This is a genomic window from Enterococcus moraviensis ATCC BAA-383 (genome assembly GCF_000407445.1).
In the GTDB taxonomy this organism is placed as follows: domain Bacteria; phylum Bacillota; class Bacilli; order Lactobacillales; family Enterococcaceae; genus Enterococcus_L; species Enterococcus_L moraviensis.
The window spans coordinates 391,369-415,095 of record NZ_ASWB01000002.1; the positions used below are offsets into that span (position 1 = coordinate 391,369).

Sequence of the window (23,727 nt, forward strand, 5' to 3'; positions counted from 1 at the left end):
ACTAGGAAAGGGAGGATGCTTGTGAATTATGACGGGAATAGACCTATCTATCAACAAATCATCGAACAAGTTGAGCATTGGATCGCAAGTGATCATTGGCAACAAAATGAAAAAGTTCCATCTGTTAGACAATTAGCCGAAGACATGGAAGTAAACCCAACCACGATTCAAAGAGCTTACAGTGTTTTAGAAAAAGAAGAAATGTTGATCAGCCAGAGAGGAATTGGAAAGTTCGTGACAAACAAAACCGAAAGAATAAGCGATTTACGTTTACGCTTGATTGAAGCACATTTGGCAGCCTTTATCACACAATTAAGAAAATTAGAACTAACGCAAAATGAAAGAGAGCATATCATTGAACGGATTGTGAGGAGTACAAATGAATAAATTACAAATAATAAATAGTGGGAAGCACTATCGGAAAAACGTTTTTCAAGAGCTATCGTTTAATTTATACGAAGGTCAGATTCTAGGGATTTTAGGGAAAAATGGGACAGGAAAAACAACACTATTGGACTGTATTTCAGGACAAAAACAAGTCAATACTGGAATGATCAACTACAATGATCAACCACAAAGTAGCTTGGGGTTCAAAGCAAATATTGCGTATGTTTCGACGAAAAATTATTTTGAAGAAAACGAAACGGTGCGACAAATAGTAGTGGAATACGCTCTTTTGTTCCCAGCATTTCAGTTGGAAACAGCAGTAGCTCAATTAGAACTATGGCATATCTCGTTAAAACAAAAATGGCAAGAACTATCAGAGGGGACCAAAATCAAAGTCAAAATAGCTTGTGAGTATGCAAAAGCTACAACCATTTTTTTATTAGATGAGCCTTTTGCCTATTTGGATTATCCCTCCCGTATTCAAGTAAAAAAGATGTTGAGAAAAGCCAGTGGAGAAAACAAAATGATTATTGTTTCTACTAATTTTATTGAGGAGATGGACACCTTATTTACAGATGTTTTGTTTATGAATCCTTTTAGATATTGTGAAGTAATCAATCTAGAAGAGTTACGAGAGCAAAAAGGAATGTCTCTAAAAGAAATCTATGAGGAGGAAGCCGATGATACATTTATTTAATTTTTATCATGAAAAAACCAAGAAGTTCTTTTTTAGTAATTTACTGTTGATTTTAACAAGCTATTTTGCCAAATATGTTTTTCAATTAATCATGCCTGAATCACGGTGGGAACGTCTGCCGATTCTTATTTCATTTATTACAGCAGTTGTGCTGTCTTGGCGTATCAATCGGCTAGATGTTCAATCGACCCAGCAAACGCTAGCAAGTACAGCAAATCAGTCGACTTTTAAAAAAATCACAGCAAAATATTTACTTTCTTACATTCAAGTGGTCGTGATTGCAGCAATCAATCTAGTGTTTAATTTTACGACTATTTCATTAAGTCTTTTACAGATACTCATCATAGCAATAGAACTAGCCGTTTATTTAGCTGGTATGATCAGTTATTTGATTTTGTTTAGAGCTGTGATTGCGAAACTCTGGTTACCCAATCTATCAAAAGGAGCTGTTGTTGCAATCGGCTGGTTTGTAATTCTTCTTTTGAATGATGTAGCTCGTCATTACTTTCCTCTTAACATAGATGGAAGCTTAACGCTCAATCATGGTGGATTTTACCCGAGCACATTTATTTTAAATGCCTGTTTGTCTGCAATAATCGTGTTTGTTTATCTTTGGCTGGAAAAAAATCAACGAAAGGAGGAATAGAATGTATCAACTACAGAAAGTGTCGAAAAGCTTTACGATCGATAATAAAAAAGAACCAGTCTTACATGAAATCACGACCCATTTTAAAGCGGGTGATTTTGCTTTGATATTAGGCGCCAGTGGAAGCGGTAAGACTACATTGCTAAATATCATTAGTGGGCTCGATACTGCTTATGAGGGGGAAATTCTCTATGAAGGACAAAACTTAAAATCAGAAAATATGGATGACTTTCATAAAAATGAGATTGGGTTTGTTTTCCAAAATTTCAATTTACTCTCGCATTTATCAGTGTGTGAAAATGTCAAAAGTGCTCTTTACTTAGAGAAAACACTGAGTCCTGATGAGCGTACAAATCGAGCAATACAGCTTTTGACCAGAGTTGGTTTGGCAGATCATGCGAATAAGTATCCTAGCCAACTTTCTGGCGGTCAAAAACAACGTGTGGCGATTGCTCGAGCCCTTGCCAATGATCCTAAGGTAATCATAGCAGATGAACCTACAGGGGCGTTAGATTTAGTCACCGCAGCATCAATTATTGAATTATTGAAACAATTAAGTAATGAGGGGACACTTGTGATTACGGTCACTCATGATGAAAGCTTAATGCGTTTTGCTACAAAGACAGTAAGAGTAAAAGATGGTCGAATTCTTAGTGACGATCGAATCAAAGAACCTGATTTTAACCCAAACCAATCTCAAAACAAAACGGTTTCCAGCGTTGCACTTTCTTTAGGTGCCACTTTGAAGCTTGTCAGTAAAAATTTTTTCAGCCGGATTTTGCGAAATTTATTAGTAGCTTTTGGGACCTCGATCGGTATAACTGCGATTTTATTAGCTTTAGGTATCGGCAATGGTATCACTGATGTACTGGGGGGATTTTTTCAAACAGCTTATTCTCCAAATCAAATAACTTCTTATTATCAAGACCCAGAACGAGGGGGACCGCCTAGGCCCTCAGAATTATTGAAAGTGGAAGAAATAAAAAAACTAAAAAAATTGTATGAAAGTGAAGGGATTACAGAAGTATACGAGCGGTCCCATATTACAGGAATCCGTTTTAAATATCAGGAGCAACTTATTGAAAATCTCCCGCCAACACAAATGGATGAGGCAAATCTCAGTAAAGAAAGATACAAAACTAATACAGTGTCAGACGGTTATTTATTGGCTGGTAGCTTTATAACTGCTGAAAAAACAGGAATTGTTTTACCAGCCTCTGTTGCGAGAGAATTATTAGGATTGAAAAATTCAGAATTGACTAAAGAAAAAGTAGAGCAATTAATCTCCAAACCAATTACTTTAGTTTATCAAGGGCGCGAACAGAGACGTGAGCAATCACAAAATGATGGACCTATTGAAGTTGAAACAGTGATTCTAGGTGTTATTTCACCAGATGAGGAAGGGTTTGTTCAAGGGGTTATGGCATCACCAAAACTCTTTGAGGAAATGATCAAAACTATCGGGATCGATAGACCGATTTATACAATCGATGCCTTTGCTAAAAATCCGGAAGCTGCTGAAGTGTTCATTGAAAAATACAAAGAAGATCCAGCATATGAAAATTATGCAATCACAAATGCTTCATCATTTTTAGATACCTTTAAACAATTTACAGATATTATTGTTTATTTATTGGCCTTCATTGCAGGACTTTCTCTAATTGTAGCAGGCGTGATGATTGCGGTTGTTTTATATATCGGTGTTGTCGAGCGAACCAAAGAAATAGGTGTATTGCGTTCTATTGGATATAAAAAAGGCTATATCAAGCGTCTGTTTAGAATGGAAGCTATCTACATTATGCTTTTATCGAATATAATCTCAGTCACGTTTGCTTATTTGATTCAATTTATAGCGAATCCACTGATAGAATCTAGCATAGGATTTAACCAAATTGTTCAAATAGCACCACTCAATGCATTAGCAACTTTAGGAATAACGGGTATATTAGGAGTGATATTCGCTTTATATCCAGCAGCAAAAGCAGCAAAATTAGATCCAATTACAGCATTACGTTACGAATAAAAAAGAAAGTAGGAAAACAAAATGAAAAAATTATGGAAAAATAAAATGTTTAAATACGGATTGATTGGAATTATACTGCTCGTATTAGGAGCGGCTGGATTTTTAGGCTACTATCGTTTAGCTAGAGCACAAGGCGTCATTTCAAGTTATGAAATAAATGAGGAACTAAAGGATAAACCAAATGTCTACAAAGCCGTAATCTATACTCAAGATCGTGCATTTAAAAATGAGGTGATCGATGAAGTTAAACGTAATTTAGTAGATGAAAATATTTATTTGAAAGTAGAACCAGTTGAAGAAATCGCAGAAAATAAAGTCGAAGACTGGGATAAAATAATCATCTTGTCCACTGTCCAATCAAGTGACCCTCCAAAACCAGCATTAGACTATATCAATAAGCATAAAGGTGAAGAGAAATTAAGTGTTTATCTAACGGCTGATTCAGGTGTATGGTCTAAGGACCCTGGATACCTAGATGTGACAACTGCTGCTTCTAAATCAGAAAATGTTACGGTTTTTAGCAGAAAAATCAAAGAGTTTTTATTGAATTAAGGGTTCGTTCTTTAAGTGCAACAATTTTTAATACTTTTACAGAGAACAAATCTAAATAACTATCTTAAATAGTTCTATCTCTTCAAGTGTTATTGTTTTCGATTATCCTTAAAAAATACAGCTATCTGTAAGTGTTAGTAGTTCAACAGAAAATGATACAGTTGAGATCATAGATTTGAATAGATTTAGTGAAGAAATAAAGAGACAAACAGTTTTTATTGAAAAAGAAGTATTTCAACAATTTTTTTAACAATCCTGACTATCAAAAATTAAAAGTATCAATCAAAGAAAATTGAGTACCGACAATCAGAATACTAGGCGATCAAAAGGAAAGATCTTATGATTGAGTAATAAAAGAGCTGACACAGTTTTCATGTGTCAGCTCTTTTTAAATGTTCAACTCCCAAAAACAGCATTTTTTTGAATAATCAAATAATTATTGATTTTCCTTGGTATTTTTTATTGTTATACTGTCAAGGCTGCTCTTTTGATGTGACTATTTTTTTAAATACTGCGCGAAGAACTTGTATATCGCTTGAAGATAGCTCATTACTTATGTAAGTGGCTTGAGAACGTTCTAAATAGTTGAATAGGTCTGGAATAACAGATGTTGAAATACTAATATCTGCTTGAGCAGTATCTGAAGCGGATAAGAAAATAAGGTTAAATTCATGTGAAAAAATGGAATTAATTTTCGAACTCACTAAAGTTTGAACTATCATTGATTGATCTGTAACGAACTTTACATAAATTGGTGGCTCAAAAAAGACTTGCTTTTCCACTATACTAAATAATAAGACATAGCGATAAAGAAGGTATTTTCCATTGTCAAAATTTTTTTCAGGATGCATGGTTTGTAGATGTTTAATAAAATTAGTCATTTCTTTATACAAGTTAGGATAATCACTTGAACTAATAATAGCTGAATCATACCCGCCTAAAGTGCCACCAAAACCTTTATACAGGCTAGCGTGTATATGGCTAGCTAAGGAGTATGAATCGAATAATTTAACATTTTCTATAGGTAGGCGAAGTGAATAAAAGTTTAATAGTTCTTCTTTATAAATGGCAGATGAACAAAAAGGAGTAGAATCTATAGACCGATGGTGTTCAGTAAAAAAATCGCCTAAAGTAGTTGCATAAATAAAGGCTTCTGCCTGAAGTTGACTTAAAAAGAAAACAGCCTCATTTTCGGTCCAATTTAAAGGACGCAAAAAAGATGTGCTCTTTATAGTTTCAAGGTACTTTTTAGAAATAGTGTGACAAATAATCAGATTCATATTTTTTGCTGTGGGGGTGTGACCCAGCTTCCATCGATGATAGTTAACAGCTAATAAATAACATAATTTTTTTTGATAAGGAGGATCCAACGAAAGAAAGTTATCACCAAGTAAGTGCGTAAGAGTAGTTCGTATTTTTGGTTCAGAAATAGGAAAAGGCCAAGAAACTCTTTGGTAAGTTGCCCAAAAAGCAAGGTAAGCATAGAAACGAACGTGTAATTCATCACCAATTAAATAGTAGTAACGCTGTTTGCTTTTTAATTGTATATCAAATGGAGTGATTTGTTTTCTAAAGGAATGAATAGTTCTTCTGAATGTGGATTCACTAATATAATGTTCAATTGAAAACTTGATACGACTTAATTTTTCATTAAAAAAAAGGCTTCTTAATAATTGTACAGAAATACTTTGTTCAACAATAAATGTAATAAACATAACTAGCTGAGATTCGTCCTTAAATGAGCAGTAAACTTTACTCTTTTTGATTAATTGGATTAATTCTTGGCTACTATCAAACTTCTCAGCTTGTTCCTGTGTATATAAAAAAATGGAAATCACAAATAGAGTAGTCAATCAATCGATAGGCAGCCCGTTTGATGGCAAGGACTACAAGAAAAGAACCCCAAATAGTACCAAGCATCTGTTACCTAAAACAGGAGAAATGAAAAACTCAGCTTATATTTTAGTTGGATTTAGTATTTTAAGCATAGTTTGTTTTGTGATCGGTTATGAGCGGTATCTCAAAAAAAAGATGTAGTTTGATAAATGAACCAGGGACGTCGTGGTTTCACCATAAAAGATAGAGTCTAATATAGAAATCTATAGTGATAAAGTAAAAATAAGTCTGCGAGTAAAAAAGTGGACGGGAATAAGTGTACAGAAATCAGATCAGAAGAGCTTCTTAATAATGATAGTAGTCAATTATCATATTATTAACCTACTACATGGATTGTAAGATTACTTAAAAAGACAAAAAATAACCGTCTTATCTTTAGTAGGATAACGGTTATTTTTTAGTAACAGATATTTTCTATATATTCTTTTTACGTTTGTAATAATGATAGTCAAACGTTTTACATACTCTCTAAATAGAGGGTTCTTTTTTTCTGTTTTTTCTCGATCATAACCCTGTGTGGATTCCCTCAAAAAAGAAATACGTCTCTTTTGGTATACAATGCACTATTATAGTTATATTTTAGCATAATAACATATTTGGAGCTATTAGAAATAAAAATCCTGTCACATTAAAAGATAAATTACGCAGTTTTTAAAGGTTATTTTGCACCACTAAAACAAACTTCCAACCTAGAACAACTAAGTAAGAAGTATATTTATTCGATTCATATTACTAATCTTGTTATTTTTAAGAATTTTTATGATAATTTGAGCGGATTTTATCTCTACAAATGCTGAAAATAATGAATTATTTAATATTTTTTTTAAACATTATGAAGGTCATTCAACCTATTTTTTATTTCAATCATATTCTCAGGGATTTGACTAGATTCAATTAAGTCGTAAATAGAACAAGTCCCTAAATCGTTGGCTGTTTCATAATACCAACGTTTGTATTTGACTACGTTTAGAACATCTTGTAACTCATTAATTTGTTTTTCGAGTTCTTTCTGTCTCTCCTTAAACATTGTCAGTCGCTTGTTAATTGTAGAATCACCTTCCATAGTCCAATCTACAAAGGATTTTATATCTTTAATAGACATTCCTGTACTTTTTAAGCATTGAATAATATGGATGAATTCTAAATCAGCTGGCTTAAACATTCTTGTACCTACGCTATTAGAACTACGTTCTACAAAATCAAATAGTCCTTCTTTTGCGTAATATCGTAGAGTGTACGGTGTCAAACCAGTTTTTTTTGAAATATCATTAATTGTTAGATACATTCTTATCCTCCTAAATTAAAAAAAATACTTGACTGATAGTTGACTATTAAGTGTAAACTTAATATAAAGTTGGCGAAGAAATTTGTCAATAACTAATTCAAATTGAGTACTGAAAAATTGTATATATATTAATTTGACTGTTGCGCTTAATATATGTAAAAAACAAGGAGGAATTTTAATGATTTCAAAAAAATAAAATTTTCATTATAATTGAAGTTAAAGACGTAATTGGGAGGAAAGCGGCCTAACTATCAACTAAAGAAGGAACTAGCTTTATTTTAGTTGATAGAAATAAAAAAATGAAGTTCAGATTTAGGAGATTTATATTATAAAGTAATTGCTATCCAATATGATCTTTCTTATGGGAACTTCGTTCAAGCAATTGCAGTTAGTACAGGCTATACAAGTTCAAGAGGAATGGTTACTATTTATTTGAATTAAGTAAAAATATTAGTTAATATATTAAAGTTGAAAGGAAAAGAATTCCGAATAATTTAGCGTTTATGTGCATTCGGTAGTTCAAGGTACTATTAATATGAAATCTACAATTTTTGAAAAAGCTGGTCTAGTAACAGTTCAAGAAGTGGACAAACCACATTTACAAGCTGATGATGATGTTATTATCAAAGTTGTCCGTGCGTGTGTTTGTGGCTCTGATTTATGGTCATATTCTCATGGTGACAACAAAGAAGCACACTCAATCAACGATGGACACGAAGCTCTTGGGATAGTTGAAGAAATTGGTTCTGCCATCACTTCTGTAAAACCTGGAGATTTTGTTATTGTGCCATTTACTCACGGCTGTGGTGAATGTGATGCTTGCCGCGCAGGATTTGACGGTACATGCGATCGTCATCAAGGTTTTACTAACTGGTCTAATGGTTTTCAATCGGAATATATACGATTCCATTATGCAAATTGGGCTTTGATCAAAATTCCTGGTCAACCATCAGATTATACAGAAGGTATGATTAAGTCGTTATTAACTTTAGCAGATGTGATGCCGACAGGCTATCATGCAGCGCGTTGTGCTAATGTTAAAAAAGGTGATAAAGTTGTTGTTATCGGTGATGGTGCTGTAGGTCAGTGTGCAGTGATTGCTGCGAAAATGCGTGGTGCTTCTCAAATTGTTCTTATGAGCCGACACAAAGATCGCCAGAACATGGCACTTGATTCAGGAGCTACTTCTGTCGTAGCCGAACGTGGTGAAGAGGGAATTAACAAAGTCCGTGAGATTCTTAGTGGTGGTGCAGATGCTGCTCTCGAATGCGTGGGAACAGAATCTGCTATTGAACAAGCCATTGGAGTTCTTCGCAATGGGGGTAGAATTGGTTATGTAGGAGTACCACATTACAATAATCGACCACTAGGTTCAACATTCGCACAAAATATTTCAATAGCTGGTGGTTCTGCGTCTGTAACGACGTATAACAAACAATTTCTTTTAAAAGAAGTTTTAGATGGCAATATCAATCCTGGTCGTGTTTTCACCCAAATGTATAACTTAGATAACATTAATCAAGCCTATCAAGACATGCAAGACCGTAAAACAATTAAATCAATGGTTGTTGTATCTAAATAAGATTATAAGTTTTAAAAAAGTAACTAAATTGGATGAATCTTCAACACAATGATATATTAATTCTCTAAAGAGCTTGGGAGGTAAGTCCCAAGAACCTTATAATAGAAGACTGAAAATCATTTTTTACGATTTTCGGTCTTCTATTTTTTAGATTATTGGGAGAATCCTTCTTATTTTCTGGCTTACTTAGCCTATATTTCCTTAAATTTACTGCCATTAACACGAATCCAATTTCATTGTGTGTCTACTGTTTTCCTCGAACAGAGAAACGAGTGAACCCTAAACCAGCCTTCAGATGTCCAAAAGCTGGTTCGACGTCAATTTTTGTTGGCGATAGAGTTTACCTGTTTCTTCTTCTGAAAGCAGCTGTTGAATTTTCGCTTTAAAGTATTACCAGTTCATGTTCTTTTGAATCTCATGATTCTTGTCACTCCTCGCTTTTGTACATTGGCTTCGAAGAGGACAATTTTTGCTCCTACTATAACGATAGAAAATGTTCAATAGAATTGCTCAAAAATGGTTTAGGATGAAGTTGATATCTATATTATTTACTTATGCCCAAAACATTCGTTTTTGGTAGTGGTTATTTTGTCGAATTAGAAAGATATTGTTTTTGTCTTTTTATATGATATAATTGTCGATATGAAACTTAAAAAAATTATGAAAGGATTAACAGTGAAAAAATTTGTTTTGTTAAGTTTGCTCATAGTATTAATGGTAGGGTGTTCAAAAGTTGATAGAAGAACGAAAGAAGTTCCTAAAAAAGAAGAACCTATTGGCTTGAAATTTGATGGGACGAAATTACAAATTGAGAATCATACTAATGAGGATATCATGATTTTAGATTCTGAGACTGAGTATTCAATAAAGAAAGATGGTAAGTGGGAATTAGTTGATAGTATTCATGGTGACTTGATGCTAACTAGTTCAGTTCTTAGTAAAGAAAAATCAGAATTGGACTTAGCGATTAAGCTTTCTGAAATACAGTCAAATGAAATAAAAGTGACAGTCTATTATTCAAATGGACATAACTCAGATGAATATGAAGTAAAAAGTATTATATACAACAAAAAGGGAGAGTAAAAAATGAGAAAAAAGGGCCTATTACTGACTACGTTATTAACGATTCTGCTAAGTTCTGTACTTTTTTGGGGGAAAGCCGAAGCAACGCAAGTAGAGACAGATATTCAAACAAAAGAAGCTGAGTCTATTGATTTCAGTGCTAGCATGACAAAAAAAATGACTAGAAGTGGAGCGCAAGAAATTACTATTGACGGTGATAAGTGGGATCAAATTGTTAAAGAAGCATATAGAAAAAAATTTCCTGATTACACTGGGGAAATTAGAATAACGGACATAAATTCTGGAGAAGAGATAACATTTGAGGAATCTTTTGGTGAATTAGATAATCCACTAACTAGAGCAAGAGTTTCTGCCCCCGTTACTGGAAACCCAAATAGCAGTATTGGTAAAGTAAAGTTATACTATTTTTTAAGTGATGGAAGAGTGGAACATGGTTCAGCTACAGCTTTTAAGATTGCCAATGATAGATTTGCAACTGCTGGTCATGTATTTTATGATAAAGAGCATGGTTATGGTTGGGCTGGATCTGGCAGCATATTATTAGGATGTACACGATCAAAGACAGGTGGTATCAATACAACAGCTCTTTACGGGATCACGCAACAAGTTACCAATATGGATTGGATTCAAACCCCATTACAGGATGCTTGGAGATCAGATTTTGGACATTTGAAAGTAAAGTTTTATGCTGGTAAAGCCCCAGCTAATTTGAGCATTTTGAAAGATCCACCAAGTCGAGGTTATGGTATGCTCTATGGATACAATGGGAAAGTTAATGACGTTACTTTTTCCAAAAGTTCGGGTAACTTAGTGACCGCCACCCACAATAAATGGTTTGGTTGGTTATATGAATCTTCGGGAATTCAATCTGCACCAGGGATGAGCGGTGGTCCAGTAATGAATGCATCAAATCAGGTTATTGGAATACATTCTAATTCTGGGAACGGAGTATCAAGATCTGTAAAAATGAGTTCAACAGTAGTGAATGCATTATTTAAATAATTAAAAATGTAAAAAAGAAATAAATTAAGTTAAGAAATCGGATTATATCCTATCGATTTCTTAACTTTTTTATCATTTAAGGTTCCGACTATCAAAACTTAAAAGTATTGATGGTATAAAAACAAATAACAGCAATCAGGATATTAGGTTATCAAAAGTCATGATCATAATTTGAACAGCAACAGAGCTGACACAAAAAATAGTATCAGCTTTTCTTAATTGTAGTATTCCCGAAAACATTCATTTTTAGGATAAGGACATTACAGAAAAATGTTCAAATAGAAAAACAGCTACTCTCACCGGTTAAGTGTCAGTAGCTGTTTTTTAGAATATATATTCAGTGGTTTCTTTTTCTGCGCCATAATAGTTTCTTTCTATAGATCCTAATCTATTTACTTCAGACTTAATGAAGTCCGTATCAAGTGAAAGTTCATCAATAATATCTTTATAAAGTTCCAAAATATAATAAGGTGAAAACTCTTGATAAGGGAGTCCTAGACAAGCCAAATAAAATTTTTCTTGTGACCAGTCATTAATGTCGTTTCCAAGGTATTTGATCATATTTGAGAAAACAGTTCCATTAATGTTTGTTCGGATATTATACACATAAACACTGAGTAAGTATTCTTTAAATCGATCACTATTCACGTAATCATTTCTATTGTAATATTCTTTCATGCTATTGAAAATAATAATTGTGTAGAGAATTTCAAATACTTTTTTCGTCAGTGTTTGATTGTAACCTGAGTCAAGAGCAACAGAGCGTACTAATTGCATTTCTAAAGTAGAATAACCACGAAAAAACTGTGGAATATTACCATATATTTTTAGTGTACCTTTGAACCCTACACTTCTAATTGATTTCCAAAAATTTTTTGTTTTAGAAGAGAGTAGTTCAAAGGAAATAGCATGGCCAATTTTTTTTCTAGAAAGATAAGTTTTATCCTCCATACGAACCAAAATCTCAAAGTATTTTTCATATGGATCTAAGTCACTTTCATTTATTGGTGGAATGAATACTTCAGTGAGTAACGCATGAAAACTTTTGATCTTAAATTTTTCTTGTGACATTCTAAATATTGCTATGAAAAAAAAGATTATCGATAACAATTGAACTAATGAATTACTTAGATTAGAAGGGAAAAAATTCATATAAGAAATATAAGTTTGAAACCTGGTACTAGCGAAGACAAAGGAAATTAACAAGAGTATGAACTGATACTGAAAGACCATTAAAAAAAAGAAATCCAGAAGCTTGTATCGAAGCTTTGTAATAAATTTAATTTTTTCCGAATCCTCAGTTAAAAATTCAAGATAGAGAAATGAAACAATAAATAAAAATAATAGACTCTCATTGATACTTATGATTTTTAGTATGGCTAAGCCAAATGTCATTAAATAAAACAAAATCATTTTTTGAGTTTCAGACATTCTAGAATAATTCATTATCGTTATGCAAGCAAAAAGAAAAAGAAAGAAAATATTATCACCAAATAATCCATTCATTAAGTTCGACCTCCTTAATAGTCTTTGTATATTATATCACCCAATTTATTTTATTTGTTAAAATCGGTGAAAATAGAAAGTTATTTGGGAGAAAGATGAAAGTAAGTGGATAATGAACTTTAATATTATGCTATCAAAACTTAAAAGTATCGATTGAATAAATATTAGATGGAAGAATCAAGATAATAGGCTATCAAAAGTCACAATCATAAATATTACTTTTAAATAATCTGACAAGCTTATCTGGTTTCAATCCATTTAAAAGTGTCTATGCCAAAAACATTCATTTTTATCGTATACAAAATCTTACATAAAACATGGAAAATATTCTTTTGATTGAAATAATGTACACATAGCTACTAATATTGTATAATTGAATTGTATAAATTACAAAAAGACAAGAAACTAATAAAGGAGGTTTTTTAATGAAGAGTATCAAAAATAATATAGAATCATTTTTGATTGAATCTATTGAAGATCCAATGGATAATGTTGTTAAAGAAGAATTTGATCCTTTTTTTTCTGCTGATATTGTTGAAACTTTGCAAGGAAAAGCTAGTTTAGAAATTCAAGATAATAATAATTATATTACCAAAGATGTTAAACTGATTGATGTAGAATATGAAATTAACAATTCAAACTCTGGTATTGTGTACAGATTTATACTTGAAAACGAATTTGATAATAAGAAAATTTTAACAATATCTATTAGCAAAATAGAAAATCCTCAAGGCACTCAATCTTTTTCAAAATATTATATTTATGAAAAAGATAGTTTGAGAATCAGTTATAAATTTGTCTTTAAATATAATAAATAGATTGTATATTAATTTGCATACTTCTGTAATCTTAATTGCAATCGATAATTCACTAATCAGATGGATTAGTGAATTTTTTATAACTACACTATCAAAAACTTAAAGTATTGATTTATTAGAAACGAAGGATCTATATCAAGATACCAGGTATTAAAATTTACAATCCTAAGTAATAAAAATAGTAGAAAGTTTAACATGAATAATTCAGACACAATCCGATTGTGTCCGATTCTCTTAAAAGTGTGTTTCCCAAAAACATTCGTTTATGGGGCAAGATAAAAAATAATTTATGAAGGCGTGTATTATGCTATAATTTAATAGTAGAGAAGTTGAGGCGGTGGCTATCTTTGAGGAGGTGGTGCATATGATTGTATGTACTAAATCTACGAAAGGAGAAGCCTTTTGTCAGCATTGGAAACAATACAACTGATTATAAGCTTTGGTATGTTTACTATTGCTTTGATCAAGTTGGTTGTAGACTTGCTTAAAAAAGACAAAAAAAAATAACCGTCTTATCTTTAGCTGGATAACGGTTATTTTTTAACTAATTTAAACCATGCTGCCGTCTTAAACGGTTCTACACTGAGGGCGTATGTCGAGTACGTCCTCTTTACATATACATAATAACACTTTTGTTATTGGAATTCCAGTCAGCGATCTATTGAGTTGTTACTTGGTGTAATGATTGTTCGTTACATTTAGAAGCCTAGACGGAAATTTTTAAGAGAATCGCTTATTTCGTCTTGTGTGATCCCAATGTATCGCTTAGTGATTTGTTGATTTGAGTGACCGAATATTTCCATTAAAAAGACAATATCTTTTGTACGTTTGTAATAGTGATAGCCAAATGTTTTACGAAGAGTGTGTGTTCCGATGTCATTTCTATCTAAGCCAGCTGCAACCTTTTGAAAAATTTTGTAAACAGCTTTTGGCTGAAGGTGATCAGATCCTTTTCGACTAGGAAATAACCAATCATTATCGTCCATGTCTTTTATATAGTCTTCAATCTGACTTTGCATACTCTCTAAATAGAGGGTTCTTTTTTTTCCCGTTTTTTTCTCAATAATTTGGGGAGTACTGGAATATTTAATGTCACTTACTTTACGACAAACAATATCTGACATTCGCAATCCTGTGTTGATTCCGAACAAAAAAAGAAATACGTCTCTTTTGGCATATCGATGCCGACGTAGGAAAAAAAGAAAGTCATTAATTTCGTCATTTGATCGTAATGGCTGCACGTTGTAACTCATGATTTTACCCCCTGATAGAATGTGTTATTATATCTATATTTTAGCATAATAACGCATTGAGAGCTATCGGAAATACAAACCTTGTTACTTTTAGAGGTAAATTGCACATATTTTAATCGATTTTTTTCTCTATATTTAGTTAGAAATAATTTCTAATTTATGTTAGAATATATGTGCCTGTCATGTAATAGGTGACAGAATATAGTGTTTCAGACTTGCAAGCACGAACTGCTTGAAATGTTCAGGTAAGTGTAGCTTTGAGTTAATATCAAGAATTATTAATACTTCTTGAATTAACGTGATTGATAAGTTGAGAACAAGTGATACAGATATGTTCATTTGAATTTCTCCTTTCATGAACCAGTCAATAATACTATAACAGATTAGTTGAATCTGTCGATTTGCTGCTTATAAAAAATGGCCGATAAAGCAGTCCATACGGCTCTGCGCAGGAAGGAATATTTGTCAGAAATCAAGTCTGCCGTTCCTTCCAGCTCCAAAAATGAGGTGTAGATATGTTAAGTTCTAATAAATATCAAACAAAAACATATTTGCATTTTGATCATAGAGTGAAGATTGAAAATGCAGAAAACTATGTTACTAATCCTAAAAAGATTGCTGGACATAGTTTTTTGCCTTTTATTCATTATGTAGATTCTTTTGATAAATATACTGGTAAAAACGACTTAGAAAGAAATAATCGACCGATCAAAGAAAAAACTCGGAAGATAATGTATGCGGGACACTGGGATAATTTTATTTATAAGTACTATGCTGATGAACTATTAAATCCAAAATACAATGAATTTTGCTTAAATAGGAGTATTGATGATTGTGTAACAGCCTATAGAAATAACAAAAAAGGAAAATCTAATATTGATTTTGCAGCAGAGGTAATAAATAGTATCGTAAAATATGAAGAAGCATTTATTTTAGTTGGTGATTTTACCCATTTTTTTGATAGCTTACAGCATTCATTATTAAAGCAGAGATTGGCAACCGTATTGGATGTAAAAATATTGAGTAAAGATTGGTTCAATGTATTTAATTCTGTAACTAAATATGGTTATTATGAAAAAAATTTACTTGTTGATCTATTCGGAACGGATAAACAAATAAAGAAATCAGGAAGAAAAAGCTACTTTAATCAATTGAGTGATTTCAGAAAATTTCAAAAAGTGTACACGACTAAAACAAATCCTGATTTAATTAAAGGAATACCTCAGGGAACAGCAATAAGTGCTGTGTTAGCAAATATTTATACAATTGATTTTGACTTAGCGTTACAAAAAACAGCGAACAAGTACTTAGGAATTTACAGAAGATATTCTGACGATTTCATTTTGATTATTCCGAAACAGAGTTTTAAAAAGGAAGAATTCAAATCAATTGAACAGCAAGTTAGGACCTTGGCTGAAGATAATAAAATTAATCTTCATGAGAGTAAGACCGAAATGTACTTCTATGCAGACAACAAAATCAAACTATTAGAAAACAATAAAAAAAGTAGTTTAGACTATTTAGGATTTACCTTCGATGGAAAAACTGTACAAATGCGCGGGAAAAGTACCTACAAATTTTATCGGAATGCAAAAAAGCTGATTAATAAGGCTCATAGGACAAAAAGAAAAAAAGGATTAGATAAGATTCCTTATCGAAAAAAAATATACGAACTTTACACAGATATTGGCGATAAAAAAGGGAAACATAGTAATTTTATTTCATATTCTAAACAGGCACAAATCAAATTTGATAGTATATCTCCAAACACTAATAATATAATGATGAATCAAATAAAAAATCGAAAAAAATATGTAGAAAAACGTTTAGGCTTCAAAATTCATACGAACATAAGAACTAGAGATATTTAATTCTCCAGTTCTTTTTTTATTCTATAGACGGTTTGTCTGGTGATTCCCAACTCTTTAGATATTTCTGAAATAGAAATGCCCATTACTAGTTTTTCGACAATTTGATGATAAATTGCCCTTTTTTGAAGATCTCTTGCTGTTTCTGAATATAATTTCGGACGCCCTTTATAAATTCCTCGCTCTTTTGCAATCTTAATTCCTTGGGCTTGTCGTCTTTTAGATTCCGTTCGTTCTTGCTCTGCAATCATAGCTAAAATCTGAATGATTAAATCTTTAATAAAGCGGTCGAGTAATGGATTACCAATTGCTTCAGCCATAATAGGAAGACTAGTTATTATCAATTGAACATTTTTGTTTTTCAGTTGATTGACGGTCAGAATAATTTCATCGTAATTTCTACCTAGTCGATCGATTGCCTCTACCATAAAAATATCAGACTCTCTCTCAAAATCCAATGCTTCTTTAAAAATTGGACGTTGCTCAACAGTCGCTCCAGATTTTTTCTCTATAAATATTTTTTCTGCACCTAATTTTTCAAATTCTTGAATTTGTCTTTCCAAACTTTGATCGATCGATGAAACTCTTGCATATGCAACCTTCAAAAAAACTCCTCTTTTCTTGCTATTTATCACACACCCTAATCATACAATTAGAAAACAGTAAAATCAACTACCCATACTTGTATGATTATCGTGTACCCTAATTAGACATTTTTTTCTACCTATGAAAAAATGATCTTAAGAGAGGAGGTGAGAACATGGAACAGAAAAAATACTTGATTTATTATTCTGAAGACAAACGATTTGCAGCAATGAAAAAATATAAAATTATAGAACCCTACTTGTCGAAGCAATGTTCGTTAAGTGAAGTTGCAACTAATTCCAACTATTGCATTCGAACGTTAAGGACCTGGATATCTAATTATAAGAAAAATGGATTAGTCGGACTTATTACAAAAGAGCGTTGTGATAAAGGGAAAATAGAAATATCTAACGAAGTTGAACAAATGATTAAAAAATATACTCTAATGAATAAAAATATATCAATTGCTTCAATACAAAGAAAGATAGCTGTGTGGTGTAATGAAAATCAAATTACAGAACCGTCATATTATCAAGTTAGAAAAATTATTGCTAATATTCCCAAAAACTTAACAGTGTTAGCTCAGGAGGGAGCTAAAAAATATTCTAATAAATTCGATTTGATATATTTGAGGGAAGCAGATTATCCAAATCAGATCTGGCAGGCTGATCATACGTTACTTGACATAAATATATTAAATTCAAAAGGGAGTTCAGTGCGGCCGTGGTTAACTATTATTTTAGACGATTACAGTAGAGCTGTGGTTGGCTATTATATAGATTTTGAAGCACCTAACTCTTTAAAAACAGCTTTGACTTTGAGGCAAGCGATTTGGAAGAAAAAAAATCCTAACTGGCCTGTTTGTGGTATACCTGAAACATTTTATACGGATCATGGTAGTGATTTCACTTCTATACATTTAGAGCAAGTGGCTCTAGATTTGAAAATGTCACTACTTTTTTCTAAGGTAGGGGTGCCACGTGGTAGAGGTAAAATTGAACGTTTTTTTAATACAGTCAATACTATGTTTCTAGAATCATTACCAGGATATACAAAAAATAATAGTACAAAAAAATTGCTAACTGAAGAAGAACTTTTGATAGCATTTAATGATTGGTTACTGAATACTTATCACTATAGAATTCATGGAACAACTAAACAAAGGCCAATTGACATGTGGAATAGATCGGATTTTTTACCAAATATGCCAGATTCTTTGGAAAATCTCGACTTATTATTATTAGAAGTAAAAAAAGAACGTGTTGTACATTCTGACGGAATTCATTTATTTGGCTTGAAGTATATTCAACCCAATTTATCAGCATTTGTCGGGGAATCTGTAGAAATAAGGTATGATCCTAGAGACATTAGTGATATCCGTGTATTTTATAATAGAGAATTTTTGTGTACAGCTGTCTCGACAACATTAGAAAACTATTCAATCAGCTTAAATGATATAAGAAAAGAAAGGAATAGCGTGCGCCGAAACCTCTCTAATAATCTTCAAGTAACGACAGAAACAGTGATAGAGCATATGCAAGAGAATAGACGGGTTGAAACAAATAGTCAGAGTAAACATAAAAAATCAACTCTAAGGAGCTATAAAAATGACTAGTACTTTTCAGTTTATTGAAACAAAGGAATATCATAAATTTGTTGAATTTTGCGATTCGTGCGCTAAGTACAAATACATTGGTGTTTGTCATGGTCTACCAGGAGTTGGTAAAACAGTAGCTGCTAAAAATTACAGTAAATGGGAGACAATAAGTCCCACTGTTACAAAAGTACGATCATTAAATCAACGGAAAAATGATAAAATACCTATAGAAATAGCACAGGCGACTACAATATTTACTACAGCACCGCCTGTAAAATCTGCAAATTTATATAATGAACTTAGAAATTTAGCTATAAACCTTAGGTATTCTAAAAAATCTTTAGCTATCCAGGAAAATAAAATATCTGAAGAAGAAGCTCAAGAAATGTCTAAACATCTAATATATGCAGAGGATAATGAACCCTACAAATCAGTTGAATTAGTAATTATTGATGAAGTAGACAGATTAAAATTACAAACTCTTGAAATTTTAAGAGACATATATGACCAAAATAATATTGGCATGGTTTTAATTGGTATGAACGGGCTAGAAAAAAAGCTATCTAGATACCCTCAACTTTATTCACGTATCGGTTTTTCACATGAATTTAAAAAAATAGCTAAAACTGAACTTCAGCATATACTGGAATATAAGTGGCAGGAGGTTGGTCTTACAATATCTTATGAGGATTTTGAAGATTATGAAGCAATTAATAGTATTCTAAAGTTGAGCAATGGGAATCTTAGATTACTTCAACGGTTGTTCACACAAATTGATCGCGTTATGGAAATAAACAATCTTCAAAAAATTACTACTGAAGTAATTGAGGTAGCTAGAAAATTATTAATAATTGGTACTGTTTAATAGAAGATACGCACACTGTTTTTTCAAACGGTGTGTTTATCTTTTTCGTGCAGAATAAATCTCAAAAAGTGTGCAGTTTATCTTTAAAAGTGACATAAAAATCCTTATTTTAAAAGGGATTGAATGGGTAAAAATGAATATATTTATGTATTCAAAAAGAAATGAATTCTACTTATTAATACTTTTCATAACGAATTCTCATTTTAGTGTTGAATAGCGTATTTTAGTGCGCTATTCTATGTTTAAGATAATGAAATTGAAAATAAATAGTTGGCAGGAGTTTGATATACGACTTGAAGATCTTATCAATCGTTTGAATAAGCGTCATAAGGTCATGAACTCATTAGATTATAGAAAGCTGGTAGCAGATATAGAATTGTTTTCAATGACATTTAGTGATATTTCGGAAGAACTACGATTAAAAGGATCAGTAAAAGAAATTTTATCTACATTAGAACAGTTATTACAAAAAGGATGTGTTAAATTTGTCTTCAATAAAATTAGTAGACATTGATAAAAAATTGGGCTATATTTTGTTCCATGTATCCAGGAGATGAAGGTGTAAACTTTGTATCCTCAAATGCATATTCTCTCGTACAGTCTCATTTTGAAGAGAGTTGGATTACTAAAGGTATTATATATGATGGAGAATCTGTTGGTTTTGCGATGTATGGGCTCGACAAAGAAAATGATCGCTATGAACTCTGTCGTCTTATGGTTGATTATCGCTATCTAGGTAAAGGAATAGGTAAGAAAGTTATTCCTCTTATTATATCTGAAATGGTTGATTGTTTTAATTGTCAAAAGATTTTTCTCAGTACTGGATCTGAAAATAAAAAGGCTATTACCTTATATGAATCGTTCAACTTTTTTTAAACTGGAGAGATACTAGAAAATGAACTTGTTTTTTGTCTGGAAGTTTAAATTTAGAATCATTCTGTTTTAGGTTAAGTCTATGTGAAAGTGTTTTTTTGTATTATCAAAATGGATTAATTGGATAGTTAGACGAAAAAACAACAAAAGCAATTCTAATAAGTATAGCGTTAGCAGCTATATTTTTTTTGAGTAGCTGTCGCAAAGTGAGAAAGTAAAATAGTTAGAAGAAACTTGGTATGGTGGAGAATTAAGCGAGTGATCAATTGTTGAAAGCGATCAGTAAAGCTTAAAAGATGTATTAAAATTATCTAATATGTACTCAAAAAAAGGAAAAATCTTTTCAATAGTAGGAAAAAGAATGAACGAAGCAATGAAGTTAGATAATATTATGGAGTTTATAAAGGGAACGAATATAGAAACTATCGATCTTGTGTTTTTTACAGAAAATATTTCTTATCTGGATCATAAAGATATTACTGATTTTAGATCTAAAAAAGGGTTAATGCAAACAAAAATTATTTTTAAATATAATGATGCTAAAGTAACAATCAAGACACCACAAGTAGTCTTGACCTCTAAGTGGCAAATGACCAATCTTCTGTATTTAAAAGAAAAGAATTTTTTTATGCAATAAGCTTTCCAAAAAAAGATTGTTATTAGGGAGTTACAAATGAAAAAATATAGTTTTTTTGGTGGTATTTTCATATTACTTAGTTTGCTTTGTCTGATTATTTTTAATTTAAAAAGTAATCAAACAAATATAAATAATTTTGAAGGTGTAAAAGTTCGGAAAATCTTAGTATCAATTACTGATACAGAAAATCAAGAAAATAGTTTTTTACTTGATATTCAAAATGCGAAGGATATAGAAAAAATAAGCGCTTTGTTAATTGATATAGACAATTCTAATTTAAAAGAAATAAATGATTGGGGTTTATATACAGATTCTAAAACTTATAGAATTAGTGTACTTGAAGACTATCCCAAAGAAAGATTTTATTCTATTACAGGAAATAATATTTCTATAGGTACGGAATCGGAATCCTCCTTTTACTCTGTGACAAGCATAGGAAAAAGAAAGATAGAAAAACTTTTGAAATATGTATCCTCTATAGAAAAAAATGACGGAAACGATAAGAGTTATTATTGAAAAATCTTAATGTAAAAACTACTTTGTGTCCTAAAAACGATCAGTAGGAGAGATTCAATATAATGATAATATATGGAAATTTTTTTTAGTATGGTACCTGTACATTGTTTACTATATAAAATAGTTGAAAAAACGACAAAATTATCAAAACAATTTATCTTGAATTTAACAGGAGTGCTTAGTGTGCTTTTATGGGCAATCGGAAGTTTTATATTAGATGTTTTGCCAAAAAGTTTAAGAGGAGATTATGAAACAATGTGGGGAAATTTAACAATATTTCCGATAGTGATTATCGTACTTCAGGCATTCATATTTATGTCGATATATGTTATAGCAATTAATCTTATTTTGTTCTATCAAAAACATAAGATATGTCCCAAAAAGAATCGATAACTGCATGCATGAGATTCAAAAACAATTGATAGGAGAATGATATGGAAGATATTTTGATTTTTTCTATAATACCAGCAATATTCTGGATGATTATCTTACTAATTTATATGAGTAAAAAAAGCCTTAAAAAAAAAGCTACTGAAATGACAATAGGAACTGTTGTAAAAAATAGTCTTGGAAAGAGAGTAAGTAGTGAATCGACTCATTATTATAGGAAATTATTGATTGAATACCAGATAAAAGGAAAAATTTACAAATCAGAAATCCAGGTAAACCAATTAATATATTTCAAAAAAATTCCAATAGGACAAAAAACAGGTTTACCAGTTGGAACTAAAGTTGAATTACTCTACAATCCTAAAAATATATCTCAAATTTATTCGAAGATTGATGATCAATTTAATAAAAAATTTCTTATGTTTTTCTTTTCTTGCTTTGCAGTATTTTTAAGTATATTTCCAATTTTGCTATTTTTACAAGAAATAGGAATATATATTTTTTAACAAAAAAATTTTATTAAAAAAGAATCACTAAAGTAAGGAGATTAATAATGATTATTCCATACATTCCTTTTCTTGTATTTGTAGAAATAGGAATAATTCACGTTTTGGTCTATTACTTATTTAATTGATTATGGAAAAATTTAAAGTTTGGACCAAGGTTATATTTAACAGGTTTGATATCAGGGGTGATTAGTTATGTGGTAGATTGGTATTGTATTTCCCCATTCCTATTTGTTAGAGCAACAGAGGGAGTTATGATAGGAATCGGAGTATTTTTGTATATTTCTTGGGTGATAGTCCCTGTATGCTATTTGATATTTTTGAGTATTTTCTATCTAATCCAGAAAAGGCGAAAAAAGCATAACTAAAGGAGGTAAATGAAAAAAATGAAAAAAATTTTTTTTGCAAGTCAAATTTTATTAGCGATTAATCTATTTATACTTATTGTTCCACCGGCTGTTTTTCTAATTGCTTTTAAACTCTTTCCGAGCATAAATCCAACTGAAAATGGATTCGGAGCCTATCCATTGCTTTTCATAGTATGCGGGATTGCAGGTTTATTTGTAACTATTCCATTCTCAGCCATAATGATTATATTATACTTGTTATATAAATATAAATTCTCAAAAAACAGACAGTAGGAGGTAAAATGAGTAAAAAAGAAGAGTTGCCAGTTGGCAAAATGATTGTTGGTCTAGTCATGCTGATCTTTAGTCCAATAATTATAGGTCTTGTAGTTGGTATTTTTTGGTCAATATTGGCTATATTAAGTACAAGGTGGTAATTCCCAAAAAAGGTCAGTAAAAGATTGGCAAAAAAATATAGCATGCTCGTGCATGTTTAGGAGAAAAGTGGAGTGAAATTTTTATACAAATTATCAATGATACTTTCGGGTATAAGTGCGGCATTAATTATAGTACCTCTTATAATTGCTTTAATATTTCCTAATAGTGAGTTTATGAAAGTTGGCTATATTTTTCCAATGTTGGGTATAATGATGGCCCCTTTTATTATTCTGTTCGTTATAATAATCCTTTTGATTAATTGGTTTATTAACAGAAAAGTTTAAAATAATTAATTAGAACGTCAAAAAGAGCCAACATCCATTTTAATCAATACGCGGTTTAAACTTGTAAAAAGAACGTACGTTTGGTATCCTG

General features: G+C 31.4%; 25 protein-coding genes and 1 pseudogene. 20 read left to right on the forward strand and 6 right to left on the reverse strand.

Annotated features, from left to right (window positions below; genetic code table 11):
- The first annotated feature begins 15 nt into the window (after positions 1-15).
- Genes I586_RS07865 through I586_RS07885 form a run of 5 tightly spaced genes read left to right on the forward strand, consistent with a single transcriptional unit; the run spans position 16 to position 4,305 of the window.
- The gene (locus tag I586_RS07865) at positions 16-387 is read left to right on the forward strand and encodes a GntR family transcriptional regulator (RefSeq protein WP_010765680.1); all 372 of its coding nucleotides are present in this window, start codon (positions 16-18) and stop codon (positions 385-387) included.
- On the forward strand, positions 380-1,084 hold the full coding sequence (locus I586_RS07870; RefSeq protein ID WP_010765679.1) for an ATP-binding cassette domain-containing protein: 705 nt from the start codon (positions 380-382) through the stop codon (positions 1,082-1,084). The genes I586_RS07865 and I586_RS07870 overlap by 8 nt, the downstream gene beginning before the upstream one ends.
- Positions 1,068-1,730: a hypothetical protein gene (locus I586_RS07875; protein WP_010765678.1), complete on the forward strand. Its 663-nt coding sequence runs from the start codon at positions 1,068-1,070 to the stop codon at positions 1,728-1,730. Before I586_RS07870 ends, I586_RS07875 begins: the two co-directional genes overlap by 17 nt.
- A 1-nt stretch (position 1,731) precedes the next feature.
- Entirely contained in the window at positions 1,732-3,753 is a 2,022-nt protein-coding gene (locus I586_RS07880) for an ABC transporter ATP-binding protein/permease (protein ID WP_010765677.1), read from the forward strand.
- 21 nt (positions 3,754-3,774) lie between these two features.
- The gene (locus tag I586_RS07885; protein ID WP_010765676.1) at positions 3,775-4,305 is read left to right on the forward strand and encodes a hypothetical protein; all 531 of its coding nucleotides are present in this window, start codon (positions 3,775-3,777) and stop codon (positions 4,303-4,305) included.
- Between the two features lie 473 nt (positions 4,306-4,778).
- On the opposite strand, the gene I586_RS07890 is transcribed toward I586_RS07885, so the two are convergent.
- On the reverse strand, positions 4,779-6,020 hold the full coding sequence (locus I586_RS07890; RefSeq protein ID WP_244147871.1) for a helix-turn-helix domain-containing protein: 1,242 nt from the start codon (positions 6,018-6,020) through the stop codon (positions 4,779-4,781).
- A gap of 112 nt (positions 6,021-6,132) precedes the next feature.
- Here I586_RS07890 and I586_RS17090 point away from each other — a divergent pair, with 112 nt between their 5' ends.
- Positions 6,133-6,342: an LPXTG cell wall anchor domain-containing protein gene (locus I586_RS17090; protein WP_081630803.1), complete on the forward strand. Its 210-nt coding sequence runs from the start codon at positions 6,133-6,135 to the stop codon at positions 6,340-6,342.
- Between the two features lie 682 nt (positions 6,343-7,024).
- On the opposite strand, the gene I586_RS07895 is transcribed toward I586_RS17090, so the two are convergent.
- Complete coding sequence (locus I586_RS07895; RefSeq protein ID WP_010765674.1) at positions 7,025-7,486, reverse strand: MerR family transcriptional regulator; 462 nt, start codon at positions 7,484-7,486, stop codon at positions 7,025-7,027.
- Positions 7,487-8,021: 535 nt separating this feature from the next.
- Between I586_RS07895 and I586_RS07900 the strand changes: the two genes are divergently transcribed.
- Positions 8,022-9,068: an alcohol dehydrogenase catalytic domain-containing protein gene (locus tag I586_RS07900; protein ID WP_010765673.1), complete on the forward strand. Its 1,047-nt coding sequence runs from the start codon at positions 8,022-8,024 to the stop codon at positions 9,066-9,068.
- A gap of 64 nt (positions 9,069-9,132) precedes the next feature.
- Here the strand turns inward: I586_RS07900 and I586_RS17575 are convergent.
- A pseudogene (locus tag I586_RS17575) lies at positions 9,133-9,533 on the reverse strand (transposase); the annotation flags it as partial.
- A gap of 210 nt (positions 9,534-9,743) precedes the next feature.
- Between I586_RS17575 and I586_RS07905 the strand changes: the two are divergent.
- Positions 9,744-10,151: a hypothetical protein gene (locus I586_RS07905; protein ID WP_010765672.1), complete on the forward strand. Its 408-nt coding sequence runs from the start codon at positions 9,744-9,746 to the stop codon at positions 10,149-10,151.
- Positions 10,152-10,154: 3 nt separating this feature from the next.
- Positions 10,155-11,153, forward strand: coding sequence for a trypsin-like serine peptidase (locus tag I586_RS07910; RefSeq protein WP_010765671.1), 999 nt, complete (start codon positions 10,155-10,157; stop codon positions 11,151-11,153).
- A 324-nt stretch (positions 11,154-11,477) separates the two neighbouring features.
- Here the strand turns inward: I586_RS07910 and I586_RS07915 are convergent, their stop codons facing one another.
- Positions 11,478-12,659 (reverse strand): hypothetical protein, encoded by a 1,182-nt coding sequence (locus I586_RS07915; protein WP_010765670.1) that lies wholly within the window; start codon positions 12,657-12,659, stop codon positions 11,478-11,480.
- Positions 12,660-13,084: 425 nt separating this feature from the next.
- Between I586_RS07915 and I586_RS07920 the strand changes: the two genes are divergently transcribed.
- Both I586_RS07920 and pepG1 read left to right on the forward strand, forming a co-directional pair.
- A complete protein-coding gene (locus I586_RS07920; RefSeq protein ID WP_010765669.1) occupies positions 13,085-13,477 on the forward strand; it encodes a hypothetical protein in 393 nt (130 codons plus the stop codon).
- Between the two features lie 381 nt (positions 13,478-13,858).
- Positions 13,859-13,984, forward strand: coding sequence for a type I toxin-antitoxin system toxin PepG1 (pepG1, locus tag I586_RS17095; RefSeq protein WP_071868125.1), 126 nt, complete (start codon positions 13,859-13,861; stop codon positions 13,982-13,984).
- Between the two features lie 191 nt (positions 13,985-14,175).
- Here the strand turns inward: pepG1 and I586_RS07925 are convergent, their stop codons facing one another.
- Positions 14,176-14,730: a tyrosine-type recombinase/integrase gene (locus I586_RS07925; RefSeq protein ID WP_010765668.1), complete on the reverse strand. Its 555-nt coding sequence runs from the start codon at positions 14,728-14,730 to the stop codon at positions 14,176-14,178.
- 515 nt (positions 14,731-15,245) lie between these two features.
- Between I586_RS07925 and I586_RS07930 the strand changes: the two genes are divergently transcribed.
- The gene (locus tag I586_RS07930) at positions 15,246-16,601 is read left to right on the forward strand and encodes a reverse transcriptase/maturase family protein (RefSeq protein WP_010765667.1); all 1,356 of its coding nucleotides are present in this window, start codon (positions 15,246-15,248) and stop codon (positions 16,599-16,601) included.
- Here I586_RS07930 and I586_RS07935 read toward each other — a convergent pair.
- Positions 16,598-17,203, reverse strand: coding sequence for a recombinase family protein (locus tag I586_RS07935; protein ID WP_010765666.1), 606 nt, complete (start codon positions 17,201-17,203; stop codon positions 16,598-16,600). The genes I586_RS07930 and I586_RS07935 overlap by 4 nt on opposite strands.
- A 155-nt stretch (positions 17,204-17,358) precedes the next feature.
- Between I586_RS07935 and I586_RS07940 the strand changes: the two genes are divergently transcribed.
- The 8 genes from I586_RS07940 (at position 17,359) to I586_RS17535 (ending at position 23,351) form a co-directional block, all read left to right on the forward strand.
- Positions 17,359-18,798, forward strand: coding sequence for a Mu transposase C-terminal domain-containing protein (locus tag I586_RS07940; protein ID WP_010765665.1), 1,440 nt, complete (start codon positions 17,359-17,361; stop codon positions 18,796-18,798).
- Complete coding sequence (locus I586_RS07945; protein WP_010765664.1) at positions 18,791-19,645, forward strand: AAA family ATPase; 855 nt, start codon at positions 18,791-18,793, stop codon at positions 19,643-19,645. The genes I586_RS07940 and I586_RS07945 overlap by 8 nt, the downstream gene beginning before the upstream one ends.
- Before the next feature lie 540 nt (positions 19,646-20,185).
- Positions 20,186-20,521: a GNAT family N-acetyltransferase gene (locus I586_RS07955; RefSeq protein ID WP_010765663.1), complete on the forward strand. Its 336-nt coding sequence runs from the start codon at positions 20,186-20,188 to the stop codon at positions 20,519-20,521.
- 358 nt (positions 20,522-20,879) lie between these two features.
- Positions 20,880-21,155: a hypothetical protein gene (locus tag I586_RS07960; RefSeq protein ID WP_010765662.1), complete on the forward strand. Its 276-nt coding sequence runs from the start codon at positions 20,880-20,882 to the stop codon at positions 21,153-21,155.
- 36 nt (positions 21,156-21,191) lie between these two features.
- Positions 21,192-21,671, forward strand: coding sequence for a hypothetical protein (locus I586_RS07965; protein ID WP_010765661.1), 480 nt, complete (start codon positions 21,192-21,194; stop codon positions 21,669-21,671).
- 434 nt (positions 21,672-22,105) lie between these two features.
- On the forward strand, positions 22,106-22,567 hold the full coding sequence (locus I586_RS07975) for a DUF3592 domain-containing protein (protein WP_010765659.1): 462 nt from the start codon (positions 22,106-22,108) through the stop codon (positions 22,565-22,567).
- A 377-nt stretch (positions 22,568-22,944) separates the two neighbouring features.
- Positions 22,945-23,208: a hypothetical protein gene (locus I586_RS07980; RefSeq protein ID WP_034702067.1), complete on the forward strand. Its 264-nt coding sequence runs from the start codon at positions 22,945-22,947 to the stop codon at positions 23,206-23,208.
- An 8-nt stretch (positions 23,209-23,216) separates the two neighbouring features.
- Entirely contained in the window at positions 23,217-23,351 is a 135-nt protein-coding gene (locus I586_RS17535) for a hypothetical protein (RefSeq protein ID WP_010765657.1), read from the forward strand.
- Positions 23,352-23,727: the final 376 nt, after the last annotated feature.